Here is a 12,436-nt window from a genome sequence, read left to right as displayed (position 1 = left end):
TGTTTTTTTTAATTAATATTTAAAAATCCCGTTTTTCTACGAAATCTATTCAGCCTACTAAATTCTCGGGGACTTTGTCTTTAAAATTTAGAGCTTTATTGACATAAAAAAAGTGACACTATTGTATCACTTTTGAATACTAACAAATATAAGAAATTAAAGAGCTTTTTAAAAGCTTTTTATCAATTCAATTCAATAATTATCAACATTTGTTAATTACTCAATAATGCCTTAAAACGACTAAAAAGCATCTTAAATTTGATTTAACTAATTTGAAAGTCAACTCACAATCGCCAAAATCCAAAAACGCTTTACAAGTCGAATTTTGAAGTTTGAATGCGCGTCAAAATTAATAGATTTCGTCGTTTTTAAGTGCACCATTTTGACAAATTTGTCGTGTAAAAGCATAAAAAGTCAATTTTAAAACTTACTTTCTATAAATCAATTTATTTAAAATGAATTAGGCTTCTACCTCATCTATTAAGGTTTCCATGTTTTTGTCTGGCACTAACCAAATTAAAGCTACAATCGCATAACAAACAATAGCAAGCCATGTGTTTACAAAGGCCAAAGGAATAGCCCCAATATAAAACGTCGAAGAGACATAATCTTTTACTTTATTCGCAGTTAAAAGAGCCAATAAATAATTTTCATCGTGATTTTTAATTAATGTACGTTCTAAAATAAAGTAAGCAATAGCACTCATCAATAACACAAAACCGTAAGTCGCTACCGGCAACGCTTCATCATAATGTTCATTTTCTCCCAACCAACTTGTAGTAAACGGAATTAAGGACAACCAAAATAACAAATGTAAGTTTGCCCAAAGGACGGTTCCACTCACCTTATGAGAAATCTGAAATAAATGATGATGGTTATTCCAATAAATTCCGATATAAATAAAGCTTAACACATAACTTATAAATACTGGTGCCACAGATAATAAACTTTGAAAAGTGGTGTCTTCTGGGGCTTTCAGTTCTAAAACCATAATAGTAATTACAATAGCCAAAACACCATCGCTAAACGCTTCTAATCTTCCTGTTCTCATAACTTAATTTTAATCAATTTGATTCTACTAAATTCTAAATTAACCACCAAAGCGTTTTGGTGCTGGTAATGGAATACGTACAGTCTCATTAACCACTTTTGGGAACTTATCCGCTTTCCAATCTTCTTTTGCTTTTTCGATAAGAGCTTTATCAGTTGCCACAAAATTCCATTCTATAAACCGCTCTTCCTCAAAAGATTCACCTCCAAAAATGTAAAGTGTAGAATTCGCTTCGATTTCAAAAGCACATAAACTACTATCCTTAGCGACTAATATTTGCTTAGGACCATAAGTGTGTCCATCACTCGTAATACTACCTTCAAGAATATACAAAGCACTTTCACCAAACAAATGGTCACCAATAGAAATCGTTTTAGTGTCCGAAGATGTAATTTGAATAAAATACAACGCACTATATACTGGTACGGGTGATTGCTTCCCAAAGGCTTTTCCTGCAATTAATTTAAATTGTACATTGTTCTCCTTCCATGTAGGGATTTCCGCAGCTGCAACATGTGTAAACGACGGTTCGCATTGCTCATCTTCTTTTGGTAATGCCACCCAAATTTGTAACCCATGAAGCATTTTTTTAGAATGACGTAAATACTCTGGTGTACGTTCTGTATGTACAACACCTTTACCTGCTGTCATCCAATTGACTGCTCCTGGTTTTATTTCTACTTCTGTTCCTAAACTATCGCGATGCATAATGGCTCCTTCGAACAAATAGGTGAGTGTAGATAAACCAATATGTGGATGCATGGCAATATCTAAATTCTCCTTACTGCTTAAACTAGCAGGTCCCATGTGATCGATAAATATAAATGGCCCAACCATTCGTTTTTGTCGAAACGGCAATAAACGTCCTACCATAAAATTGCCAATATTGGCAGCGCGTTCCTCTATTATTAATTTTGTATTTGACATATTTATAATTTATCGTAACCGTTAAAACTTGGATCAACTAAAGATTTATACTCAGGGTGCTTCTTTAAATATGCGAAAACATAAGGACAAAATGGTAATAGTTTTTTGCCTTGATTTTCAATATAATTTAACGTTTTCTCAACTACAGCACCTGCAGCTCCTTTACCATTTAAAGCAGAATGAACTTCCGTATGAATTAATGCTATTTGATCGGCCATCTCCTTATATCGGATAAAAGCAAAACTACCGTCGATTTCTATTTCGAAACACTTTTTATCTTCGTTTTTACGAAGTGGAATATTTTTAAACTCGTCCCTCATGTCTTAAAGATATAAAAAAAATAGTTCAAAAAAATGAACTACTTTTTATAATCACTAATCCTCTAAATAACCGAATTTTCCGGTATTAAAATCCTGAAATGCTTCAATGAGCTCCTCTTGTGTATTCATTACAAAAGGTCCATGTGCAGCAATCGGCTCGTTAATCGGCTCACCACTCAACACTAAAACTACAGCATCGTTTAATGCTTCAACTATAAACGACTCTCCATCGTTGCTAAACATCACAAAGTGATCTTGCGGTGCATTTGTACTGCCGTTTACTTTAGCATCACCCTCAACCATTAAAAGCGCAGTTGTATAGTTTGCCGGAAATGACAATTGCGTTTTCGCTCCTTTTTTTATTTTCAAATTAAACATATTCACTGGTGAAAATGTAGATGCAGCACCTTTATAACCTTGATAATCTCCTGCGATTACTTCTACTTCTCCGGCATTATCAGCTAAAGTGATTTTTGTGATTTCAGAATTTACAATCGCTTGATATTTTGGTGGACTCATTTTATCCTTTGCAGGTAAATTTACCCAAAGTTGTACCATTTGAAACTCACCTCCTGTTTTACTCCATTCTGTTTCGTGGAACTCTTTGTGTAAAACACCTGAAGCAGCTGTCATCCATTGCACATCTCCTTCACCGATTATACCTCCACCACCAGAACTATCATCGTGTTCTACACGACCTTTATAAGCAATGGTCACGGTTTCAAAACCTCTATGAGGATGCACACCAACACCTTTAGGTTTATCGGTTGCGGGGAAATTATATTTAGAATTGTAATCTAACATTATAAACGGATCCATACGTTGCATGGTTGATGTTCCCGGAATAAAATTGTGTACTCTAAATCCATCACCTACAAAATGAGGTGTTCCAGGTTGGGTTACTTTTTCTATGCTTCTTTCGTTATTAGTTTTCATGTTTTTTATATTTATTGTTTTTTATCGGTCGCATGGTAAATCTATATAACCATGCCTTTGGGTATCAAAACTTAGTTATGAATGTTTCATAGTTTTAGTCTTTTAAATTGATACTATTTGCCAATTTTATTTCGAACGAATTGTCTAAGTAATTGTTTTGATTTTTTGGCTTGTTTGCCCTCCAATAGGCGGCTTTAACTGTTTCGGCTAAAGTTTTATCGTCATCATACTCGACTAAAATGGCTTCGTCGTATAAAATCGATATGATCTGACTTAACCTAGCTTTATCTTCAATATTAAATTTGTTTGAAATAGCAACGACATTATAAGGTCGCTGTTGCATTTTTTCGATAGCAATTTCTATAGTATATACTGTAGAAATTTTCCAATTTAAAATTCTTGAAACTGTAGTGTCTTTACTGACGACTAATACTTCTAAATGTCTCATAATCCATATCCTTTCTTTTATTTACTGTAAAATTACAGGAACAAAAAGAAGTGTGCATTGACATTTGATAAGAAGTGAAAATCTAGAAATTAATAGGATTAAAAAATCACTGAGGCTTAAAGTTTTCTTTTGCTAATGCTTTTCGCACTCTACTCAAACTTTCTGGAGTAATCCCTAAGTAGGAAGCAATCATCCATTGCGGAACGCGCAGCATAATATCTGGATACATACTAACAAATTCTAAGTATCTAACCTTTGCCGAAGCTCCAATTAATAAGCTGATGCGTTTGTATAAATGGCGAATATGATTTTGTAATAATTTTTCGTTTTGTGTTCTAAATCTTGAATTAATGTTAACGACGTTAGTCACAAATTCTTCATCTAACAATACTGTTAATGTATCTTCAATGGCGTCTATATAATAGGTTGAAGGTTCTTGAAAAAAGACACTTCCGCGATCGCTAACAATCCAATTTTCGGTAGCAAACTGAAGGATGTTTTCTTTTCCTTCTTCATTTAATGCATAAAATCGAAGCACACCTTGTTCAACAAAAAAAGAATGCGAACAGACCTCCCCTGATTTTAATAAAAACTCATTATTAGGAATTTTTTTTGTTCTTATGAAAGGAGTTATTTGAACAAATTCCTTTTCAGATAATCCGCCTTTTTCAATAAGAAATTTTTTAAAATTAGGTAATTGCATAACTCTATTTAAGATAATAAAGTTACGATAATACTAGATATAAAAAAACGACTATAAAAGCGCTTTTGAATTCTATTCTTTGATTCCTTTAGTCTTAAAAAAATAATCCCATTTCCAAATTATAGAAGTGACCAACAGAAACACTCCATTAAAAATAAGAATAAAACCCATAAACGCAGACCAAGTATCAAATGATGCATTATTGGTTATATAAAGAAAACTATTTCCTGTATTACTATCTGTTATTAAATGCTGTGTCGCCCAATTATTCCCTAAATGAAGTCCTATTGGAAAAAACAGCGTTTTCGATTTTAATAAGGCTGTTGCAAATAATAAATGTCCAACAGGAATACTTATGATTAAGAAAATCATCATTCCTTTATTATTCATCGTATTTTCATCTAAAACATGAATTAACATAAAGAGAATAGAAAAAATAATATTAGCGATGATTACATTACTTTTTTCAATAGTTTTCTTAAATAAATAACCCCTAAATAAGAATTCTTCGACCGCAACTGTCGGTAGAATAACATACAGTCCATACAAAATAGCTGAGTAATTTATAGTTTCTGTTATATTGAACGATTCACCTGTATATAAAGCTCTTGCATATTTAGCAGCTAAAAAAGTTATAGCTCCTATTAATACTCCAAGTGGTAAAAAAGAGCTATTTCTTAAACTAAAATTTAAGCCAATTTCACGCAATGATTTTTTTTCAGTCTTATACAATAACCAAGTTGCAATGCCTAATAAAATAGCTGATGCATATGGGAAATACGCTTTTAAATCACCTTTATTAATTAAGCCACTTAAAAATAATGCTAATGCGAAAAGAACGGTTGCTAAAACAAATCGGAATAGTGTTGGATATTTAGATATTATTTTTTTCATAATACAAGACATTAAATTGTTTAGCCAAGTATATAATTGGAAATTAAACAGGTTCTAAATTGAAATTAATTAAATCTTAGGTTTTAAGAATGGGATAGAAAGTGGATAATAACATGTCCCTGAATCTAACGCAGACATCGTGTTTTTTATACTAAAAATTATACCAAAAAGAAACACAGCTCCTGTTCCAAAAAAATTAAAACCCGGAAAAGGAAAAAATAACAGCAAGGATATTATTAACATTAAGTTTATAGTGCAATGAAAGTTAACAACCTTACGACCGTGTTCATCATAAATCATATTATCTTCTGCCTTACTCATCCATGTGAACAATGGAAATAGTACATTGGCAAATGGAATGATTAAACCAAAAAAGGGTGATGCGTGCAACAAAAGCATCCATTTACGCTTTATGGTCTCCTCTTTAGGGTTTTCAAGCACAATTAAATCATTAACCTCAACACCCAAACCCACAGCTAATAATTTTACGGTTTGTAAATGAGGTTGTACTTCACCTTTTTCAATACGTTGAATTGTGCGTACACCAACAGTAGTTTTATCAGCCAATTCTTCTTGTGTAAAACCTTTTAACTTACGTTGATATAATAAATTATCTTTTAATGTTTGCTGTTTCATTTTATATCCTTTTTACTGGTACAAATCTATGACGTTATGTTGGTTTTTAAAACGCCATTTAAATGTCACCTAACTGACTCCTTCAGTCTTTATAAGGATTTTAAGGCCTAAGTTACATCAGCGTACAAGTTAATAAAAAAAAGGAAAGACCAATCTAGCGATTGGTCTTTCCTAAAAATATAAATTTATATTCAAAAATTAATAAGCTTTATCATGCACATTAGCAATCGCTCTACCAGAAGGATCGTTCATGTTTTTAAATGCTTCGTCCCACTCTAAAGCCGTTGCAGTACTACAAGCCACACTAGCTTCTTGAGGCACACTTAATGCTGCGGCATCACTCGGGAAATGACCTTCAAAAATACTTCTGTAATAATATTCTTCTTTGTTTAGAGGTGTGTTAATTGGAAAACGGAATGCTGCATTTTGTATTTGCTCATCTGTTACTTCACTTGCTACAAGCTCTTTTAAGGTATCAATCCAACTATAACCTACTCCATCCGAAAATTGTTCTTTTTGTCTCCATGCTACGCTTTCTGGTATTATGTCTTCAAATGCTTTACGAACCACCCATTTTTCCATGCGCTCTCCGTTAATCATTTTATCTTTTGGGTTGATGCGCATGGCGACATCCATAAATTCTTTATCTAAGAATGGCACACGACCTTCAATCCCCCAAGCCGCTAAACTTTTGTTGGCTCTTAAGCAATCGTACATGTGTAACTTATCTAATTTACGAACCGTTTCTTCATGAAATTCTTGTGCGCTTGGCGCTTTATGAAAGTATAAATACCCACCAAATAACTCATCGGCTCCTTCTCCAGATAATACCATTTTAATTCCCATGGATTTAATTACTCTTGCCATTAAATACATTGGAGTCGATGAACGAATCGTTGTAATATCATAAGTTTCGATGTTGTAAATAACATCTTTAATAGCGTCTAAACCTTCTTGAATAGTGAATTTAATTTCATGATGCACCGTACCGATATGATCAGCAACCTTTTTTGCTGCTGCCAAATCCGGAGAACCTTCTAGTCCAACTGAAAACGAGTGTAACTGCGGATACCATGCTTTTTCCTTGTCATCTGCCTCAATACGTCTTTCAGAGTATTTTTTAGCAATGGCAGAGGTTACTGAAGAATCTAAACCTCCTGATAATAATACACCATAAGGCACATCACTCATTAACTGTCTATGCACGGCATCTTCTAAGGCTTGCTTTACTTCTGCGATACTTGTTTCGTTATCTTTTACAGCATCATACTCTGACCAATCGCGTTTGTACCATTTTACAAATTCACCATCTTTGCTAGACATGTAATGTCCTGGAGGAAATAATTCAATTTTAGTACAAATACCTTCTAGTGCTTTTAATTCTGAAGCAACATAGAATGTTCCATTTTTATCCCACCCTATATATAAAGGAATAATTCCCATATGATCTCTAGCAATAAAATATTCATCTTTTTCAGCATCGTAAATAGCGAATCCGAAAATACCGTTCATATCATCTACAAAATCCACACCTTTTTCTTGGTATAATGCTAGAATGACTTCACAATCACTTTGTGTTTGAAAATCGTACTTACCCTCAAATTGTTTTCTTAAATCTCTATGGTTATAAATTTCACCGTTGGCAGCTAAGATTAATTTTTTATCTGGACTCAACAAAGGTTGTTTTCCTGAAGCTGGATCTACAATCGCTAAACGCTCATGCGCCATAATTACTTTATCATCACTATAAATTCCGCTCCAGTCTGGTCCACGATGACGAATGGTTTTTGCCATGTCTAAAACCTGAGGTCTTAAATCTTCAACTTTTTGCTTTATATCGAACGCACATACAATTCCGCACATAACTTTTATCTTTTTTGAATTTGGCTTTAACTATTTTCAGCCGTATATTATTAATTACAGAACAAATATGAACTTAAACTTTCATATTAAAAACACAAATAGCAATAACAGTTTCAATATGAAACTTAAAAACATAAATATATAATAAAACAAAACTAAGATGACATTAAATAAACGGTTTACCTATTAATCTGTAAATTTTAATTATTATTTACGACTTAGCCCCTATATTACATTCTAATCTAATCAAACAAAAACTTAATTCAATTTATGAAAACCTCAAAATTACTTACCTCTATTAGCTTAACGTTTATAATGCTCATATCATTAAATGTTAATGCTCAGGAATTTGAAAAAATGGACAAGAGTATAATGGATCGTGCTTATTATCCTGCAAACGCACCAAAACGAACATTTGAAAAAACTGACGAAGCCAAGAAACTAGCAGAACCACAAATTAGAGTGACTTACTCTAGACCAGCTAAAAAGGGCAGAGAAGTTTTTGGCAAGCTTTTAAAATTTGGAAAAGCATGGCGCGTTGGCGCTAATGAGTCTACAGAAATATTATTTGTAAATGATGTTACTTTTGGTGGTAAAGACATTAAAGCAGGTCGTTATAGTATTATCATTATTCCTACGGAAAACGAATGGACTTTAAAATTAAACACTGAGCTTGACGGTTGGGGAAATTACGGCTATGATGAAACTAAAGACATTGCAAGCGTATCGGTACCTGTAACAAAAAGTAAAAAAGAGATTGAAAACTTATCTATAGCACTATATAAAACTTCTGATAACACTGTGAATTTAAAGATAGGATGGGATACGACCATTGCTGAATTTCCAATTACTCTTAAATAAGATAAAAACTTTAACATCTAGTTTAAATATTTAATATAAAATTAAGACAGACGAGTTTTATCTTTATCGCATTCACAAAAAATTAAAAAACAAATTATGAAAACATCAAGACTATTAACAACCATTTCTTTTGCATTTATGATGCTTATTTCATTTAATGCCGAAGCACAAAAATTCTCTGGTTTAGACAAAAGTCCTTTAGACGCAGCTTCATTTGGAAGAGGTAGCGATCAATTGATAAAAGTGTATTATGGAAGACCACAACTTAAAGGTAGAACAGTAAAAGAATTAACTCAAAAAGATAAAGTATGGAGAACAGGTGCAAATGAAGCAACTGAACTGATACTTTTTAAAGATATGAAACTTGGAGGAACAATGGTTAAAGCTGGCACATATTCATTATTTACAGTTCCTGGAGATAAAGAATGGACTGTTATTCTAAGTTCTGATGTAAATAATTGGGGATCTTCTGGATACAAAGATGATAACACTGTAGCAAGTATTACTGTTCCTGTAACAGAAGGAAAAGAATCTTTAGAAGCTTTTTCTATTGCTTTTGATAAAGCAGATAAAAGTGTCGTAATGCATATCGGCTGGGGAACAACTAGAGTTGCTGTACCTTTTACTATATAGCTGTTAGCTGTTAGCTGTTAGCTGTTAGCTGTTAGCCGAAAAACAAAAAAGTTCCGAGAAGTGTAAATCTTCTCGGAACTTTTTATTTTATATGATTTCTTAATTTTAAAAGCAGTAAACCCAAAATTAAAAGGCTAAAGGCTCGACTAAGGAATATTCAAATATTTATGTGTTTGTAATGACACTTTCCATCTCGGATTAGCCATTACATAATCAACGATTTTTGGAATTACTTTATCGCGCTTACTCCATTCGGGCTGTAAGTACAAAATACAATTGTCATTAACTTTCTCAGCTTGTTCTTCGGCAAACTTAAAATCGTCATTATTATAAATTATACATTTAAGTTCATGGGCTTTTTCGTAAACTTCTTCTGTAGGTAATTTCATTTTCTTTGGAGATAGACAAATCCAATCCCATTGTCCTGTCAATTTATAAGCACCAGACGTTTCAATATGTGTTTGTACACCTTTCGCTTTTAATTGTGCCGTTAAAGGCCCCATATCCCAAGTTAGAGGCTCTCCTCCTGTAACAATGATCGTGTCGCTATATTTTATAGCATTTTCAACAATTTTTTCTGTTTCTGTCGGAGGATGTAATTCTGCTAACCAGCTTTCTTTAACATCACACCAGTGGCAGCCTACATCGCAACCACCGATTCGCACAAAATATGCAGCTGTTCCTTTATGAAAACCTTCACCTTGAATGGTGTAAAATTCTTCCATTAAAGGTAACAATAATCCTTTATCTATTAACTCTTGTCGTTCTCTTCTTGTCATAAGGGTGCAAAGATAGTTATTTAGTTTTCAGTCTCAGTCTCAGTTTACAGTAATTTTAGTGATTAGAAGTTCGCCTATTAAAATCTTTTTTAACTCACCAAGACCCAAAGTTGAAAACTTAAAATATAAACCTGAATACTGAAACAGCAACTACAAACTATGACTGAAGATTACGACTGAATACTATCACTGCTAACTGATACTAAAAACTATTTCATACTTGATTAAAATTACATTATTTTTATAGAAATTTTCTGATCAATGAATAAGACTGAAGCTTTCGTAAAAGAGATTAACGAAGGAAACACTTGTAAAGGCGACTATATTACTCTAGGTTCTGCCATGTTAGACGGCAAAACTATTACCAATACGTTTGTAAATGTTCCATTAAAAACCATGAATAGACATGGTCTTATTGCTGGCGCAACAGGTACTGGAAAAACAAAAACATTGCAAGTTTTAGCTGAAAATTTATCTGAAAAAGGCGTTCCGGTTTTACTGATGGACATCAAAGGGGATTTAAGTGGATTAGCAAAACCAAGTCCTGGACATGCAAAAATTGATGAACGTCATGCGCAAATTGGACTACCGTTTGAACCTAAAGCATTTCCTGTAGAAATAATGACCTTATCTGAACAAGATGGAGTGCGTCTAAGAGCTACAATAAGTGAATTCGGTCCTGTTTTAATTTCGAGAATATTAGATGTTACAGAAACCCAAGCTGGAATAATTTCTGTGATTTTTAAATACTGTGATGATAACCATTTACCATTATTAGATCTTAAAGATTTTAAGAAAATTCTACAATACGCGACTAATGAAGGGAAGGAAGAATTTGAAGAAGCTTATGGCCGAATTTCAACCGCTTCAACAGGGGCAATTCTAAGAAAACTCGTAGAAATTGAACAACAAGGTGGTGATGTTTTCTTTGGTGAAACCTCATTTGACACGCAGGATTTATTACGTATTGACGAAAATGGTCGTGGTTATATTAATATCATTAGACTGACAGATATTCAAGATAAGCCTAAATTATTTTCAACGTTTATGTTGAGTTTATTGGCGGAGATCTACTCTACATTTCCTGAACAAGGAGATAGTGGCCGACCAGAACTGATTATGTTTATTGATGAGGCACATTTAATTTTTAATGAAGCTTCTAGTGCTTTATTAAATCAGATTGAAAGTATTGTAAAACTCATTCGTAGTAAAGGAGTTGGACTTTATTTTGTAACTCAAAACCCAACGGATGTCCCAGAAGCCGTTTTGGGACAGTTAGGTTTAAAAGTACAACATGCATTAAGAGCCTTTACTGCAAAAGACAGAAAAGCTATAAAATTAACGGCTCAGAATTATCCTGATACCGATTATTACGACACAGCCGAAGTATTAACGTCCTTAGGAATTGGAGAAGCCTTAGTTTCGGCATTAGATGAAAAAGGGAAACCGACACCATTGGCTGCCACAATGTTGCGTGCTCCAATGAGCAGAATGGATATTTTAACCGAATCTGAATTAGGAGGTTTATTAGCGGAATCAAAATTGGCTAAAAAGTACAATCAAGAAATTGACAGAGAAAGTGCTTACGAAATGCTGAATAAAAAGATTGAGGAAGCTGAAGCAGAAGAAGCTATACAAAAAGCGAAAGAAGAAAAAGAGGCCTTAAAACGCGCAGAAAGTAAAAGAAAAACAAGCTCAACGAGAAGACAAAGCACACGAATGAATCCTATTCTTAAGGTTTTAACGAGCGCAACCGTGATACGAGGAGTCTTAGGCATATTAAGTAAAATGATTAAATAAATAATACCTAAATCTAAAATGAAAAACACCTTATTTGCACTAATCTGTGCTTTTATAATAACCAGTTGTGGTAAAGACAAATCACAAAACCCGTTTGAAGTTGCTAAAACTCATATTGGTTCATTAACAGATTCTACTCAGGTAAAACAATTAGACTCTATTTTTAGCAATGACTCTATTGTAAGATACATTTCTGGAGATGAATTTATAGGTTCAGTAAACACTATTGAAATTTTTGAAAAAGGCGGTAAAAAACTGTTAGATTTATCTCCTAGAGAAGCTTTAGATTCGACTTCAGTAATCTCTGGTATTAACATCATTGATTCACGTTACAACACCAATAAGAACATATCTAATTTAAGCACTTATAAAGATATAAGTGAAGCTTATAAAATTTCAAAAGTTGATAATCTTATTAATGTTATTGTGGTTTCTGTAAATGAAATTAATGCCTCTTTTACTATTGATAAGAAAGAATTACCTGCTAGTATGCGTTTTGATATGGATATGACCATTGATCCGATTCAAATCCCAGGAAAAGCAAAGATTAAATATTTTATGGTTCATTGGTAGATTAGTAAATAG

The 12,436-nt window shown here is 33.1% G+C and carries 14 protein-coding genes; 4 read left to right on the top strand and 10 right to left on the bottom strand.

Annotated elements, in window-relative coordinates; all coding sequences use genetic code 11:
* Positions 1 to 460 precede the first annotated feature (460 nt).
* From BLT80_RS15560 to asnB, 9 genes are all read right to left on the bottom strand, one after another.
* Positions 461 to 1,051 carry a TMEM175 family protein gene (locus BLT80_RS15560; protein ID WP_092469637.1) on the bottom strand — a complete coding sequence of 197 codons (591 nt, stop codon included), beginning with the start codon at positions 1,049 to 1,051 and terminating at the stop codon, positions 461 to 463.
* Positions 1,052 to 1,090: 39 nt separating this feature from the next.
* Positions 1,091 to 1,978, bottom strand: a complete 888-nt coding sequence (locus tag BLT80_RS15555; RefSeq protein WP_092469634.1) for a pirin family protein — start codon at positions 1,976 to 1,978, stop codon at positions 1,091 to 1,093.
* Positions 1,979 to 1,980: 2 nt separating this feature from the next.
* Positions 1,981 to 2,298 carry a GNAT family N-acetyltransferase gene (locus BLT80_RS15550; protein ID WP_092469632.1) on the bottom strand — a complete coding sequence of 106 codons (318 nt, stop codon included), beginning with the start codon at positions 2,296 to 2,298 and terminating at the stop codon, positions 1,981 to 1,983.
* A 54-nt stretch (positions 2,299 to 2,352) separates the two neighbouring features.
* On the bottom strand, positions 2,353 to 3,234 hold the full coding sequence (locus BLT80_RS15545) for a pirin family protein (protein ID WP_092469630.1): 882 nt from the start codon (positions 3,232 to 3,234) through the stop codon (positions 2,353 to 2,355).
* 94 nt (positions 3,235 to 3,328) lie between these two features.
* Complete coding sequence (locus tag BLT80_RS15540; protein ID WP_092469628.1) at positions 3,329 to 3,682, bottom strand: hypothetical protein; 354 nt, start codon at positions 3,680 to 3,682, stop codon at positions 3,329 to 3,331.
* Between the two features lie 106 nt (positions 3,683 to 3,788).
* Positions 3,789 to 4,385: a Crp/Fnr family transcriptional regulator gene (locus BLT80_RS15535; protein WP_092469626.1), complete on the bottom strand. Its 597-nt coding sequence runs from the start codon at positions 4,383 to 4,385 to the stop codon at positions 3,789 to 3,791.
* A 72-nt stretch (positions 4,386 to 4,457) separates the two neighbouring features.
* On the bottom strand, positions 4,458 to 5,279 hold the full coding sequence (locus BLT80_RS15530; RefSeq protein WP_175455627.1) for a CPBP family intramembrane glutamic endopeptidase: 822 nt from the start codon (positions 5,277 to 5,279) through the stop codon (positions 4,458 to 4,460).
* A 69-nt stretch (positions 5,280 to 5,348) separates the two neighbouring features.
* Positions 5,349 to 5,915 carry a helix-turn-helix domain-containing protein gene (locus BLT80_RS15525; RefSeq protein ID WP_092469623.1) on the bottom strand — a complete coding sequence of 189 codons (567 nt, stop codon included), beginning with the start codon at positions 5,913 to 5,915 and terminating at the stop codon, positions 5,349 to 5,351.
* A 198-nt stretch (positions 5,916 to 6,113) separates the two neighbouring features.
* Entirely contained in the window at positions 6,114 to 7,778 is a 1,665-nt protein-coding gene (gene asnB, locus BLT80_RS15520; RefSeq protein ID WP_092469621.1) for an asparagine synthase B, read from the bottom strand.
* 270 nt (positions 7,779 to 8,048) lie between these two features.
* On the opposite strand from asnB, the gene BLT80_RS15515 reads away from it, so the two are divergent.
* Together BLT80_RS15515 and BLT80_RS15510 are read left to right on the top strand one after the other, a co-directional pair.
* On the top strand, positions 8,049 to 8,639 hold the full coding sequence (locus BLT80_RS15515; RefSeq protein ID WP_092469619.1) for a DUF2911 domain-containing protein: 591 nt from the start codon (positions 8,049 to 8,051) through the stop codon (positions 8,637 to 8,639).
* Positions 8,640 to 8,735: 96 nt separating this feature from the next.
* Positions 8,736 to 9,272: a DUF2911 domain-containing protein gene (locus BLT80_RS15510; RefSeq protein ID WP_092469617.1), complete on the top strand. Its 537-nt coding sequence runs from the start codon at positions 8,736 to 8,738 to the stop codon at positions 9,270 to 9,272.
* 146 nt (positions 9,273 to 9,418) lie between these two features.
* Here the strand turns inward: BLT80_RS15510 and BLT80_RS15505 are convergent, their stop codons facing one another.
* Positions 9,419 to 10,051 carry a 7-carboxy-7-deazaguanine synthase QueE gene (locus tag BLT80_RS15505; protein ID WP_092469615.1) on the bottom strand — a complete coding sequence of 211 codons (633 nt, stop codon included), beginning with the start codon at positions 10,049 to 10,051 and terminating at the stop codon, positions 9,419 to 9,421.
* A 261-nt stretch (positions 10,052 to 10,312) separates the two neighbouring features.
* Here BLT80_RS15505 and BLT80_RS15500 point away from each other — a divergent pair, with 261 nt between their 5' ends.
* Both BLT80_RS15500 and BLT80_RS15495 read left to right on the top strand, forming a co-directional pair.
* Positions 10,313 to 11,851, top strand: coding sequence for a helicase HerA-like domain-containing protein (locus tag BLT80_RS15500; protein WP_092469613.1), 1,539 nt, complete (start codon positions 10,313 to 10,315; stop codon positions 11,849 to 11,851).
* An 18-nt stretch (positions 11,852 to 11,869) separates the two neighbouring features.
* A complete protein-coding gene (locus tag BLT80_RS15495; RefSeq protein WP_092469611.1) occupies positions 11,870 to 12,424 on the top strand; it encodes a hypothetical protein in 555 nt (184 codons plus the stop codon).
* The last annotated feature ends 12 nt before the right edge of the window (positions 12,425 to 12,436 follow it).

The organism is Winogradskyella thalassocola, from assembly GCF_900099995.1.
GTDB lineage: Bacteria > Bacteroidota > Bacteroidia > Flavobacteriales > Flavobacteriaceae > Winogradskyella > Winogradskyella thalassocola.
The sequence above is the reverse complement of the archived record's forward strand: the minus strand, read 5'-3'. Positions and strand labels throughout refer to the sequence as shown.

Excerpts from the sequence above, each read along its gene's own strand:
- BLT80_RS15535 (WP_092469626.1), bottom strand. The coding sequence starts at position 4,385 with ATGCAATTACCTAATTTTAAAAAATTTCTTATTGAAAAAGGCGGATTA.
- asnB (WP_092469621.1), bottom strand. The coding sequence starts at position 7,778 with ATGTGCGGAATTGTATGTGCGTTCGATATAAAGCAAAAAGTTGAAGAT.
- BLT80_RS15550 (WP_092469632.1), bottom strand. The coding sequence starts at position 2,298 with ATGAGGGACGAGTTTAAAAATATTCCACTTCGTAAAAACGAAGATAAA.
- BLT80_RS15495 (WP_092469611.1), top strand. The coding sequence starts at position 11,870 with ATGAAAAACACCTTATTTGCACTAATCTGTGCTTTTATAATAACCAGT.
- BLT80_RS15525 (WP_092469623.1), bottom strand. The coding sequence starts at position 5,915 with ATGAAACAGCAAACATTAAAAGATAATTTATTATATCAACGTAAGTTA.
- BLT80_RS15505 (WP_092469615.1), bottom strand. The coding sequence starts at position 10,051 with ATGACAAGAAGAGAACGACAAGAGTTAATAGATAAAGGATTATTGTTA.
- BLT80_RS15560 (WP_092469637.1), bottom strand. The coding sequence starts at position 1,051 with ATGAGAACAGGAAGATTAGAAGCGTTTAGCGATGGTGTTTTGGCTATT.
- BLT80_RS15500 (WP_092469613.1), top strand. The coding sequence starts at position 10,313 with ATGAATAAGACTGAAGCTTTCGTAAAAGAGATTAACGAAGGAAACACT.
- BLT80_RS15515 (WP_092469619.1), top strand. The coding sequence starts at position 8,049 with ATGAAAACCTCAAAATTACTTACCTCTATTAGCTTAACGTTTATAATG.
- BLT80_RS15530 (WP_175455627.1), bottom strand. The coding sequence starts at position 5,279 with ATGAAAAAAATAATATCTAAATATCCAACACTATTCCGATTTGTTTTA.
- BLT80_RS15545 (WP_092469630.1), bottom strand. The coding sequence starts at position 3,234 with ATGAAAACTAATAACGAAAGAAGCATAGAAAAAGTAACCCAACCTGGA.
- BLT80_RS15555 (WP_092469634.1), bottom strand. The coding sequence starts at position 1,978 with ATGTCAAATACAAAATTAATAATAGAGGAACGCGCTGCCAATATTGGC.
- BLT80_RS15510 (WP_092469617.1), top strand. The coding sequence starts at position 8,736 with ATGAAAACATCAAGACTATTAACAACCATTTCTTTTGCATTTATGATG.
- BLT80_RS15540 (WP_092469628.1), bottom strand. The coding sequence starts at position 3,682 with ATGAGACATTTAGAAGTATTAGTCGTCAGTAAAGACACTACAGTTTCA.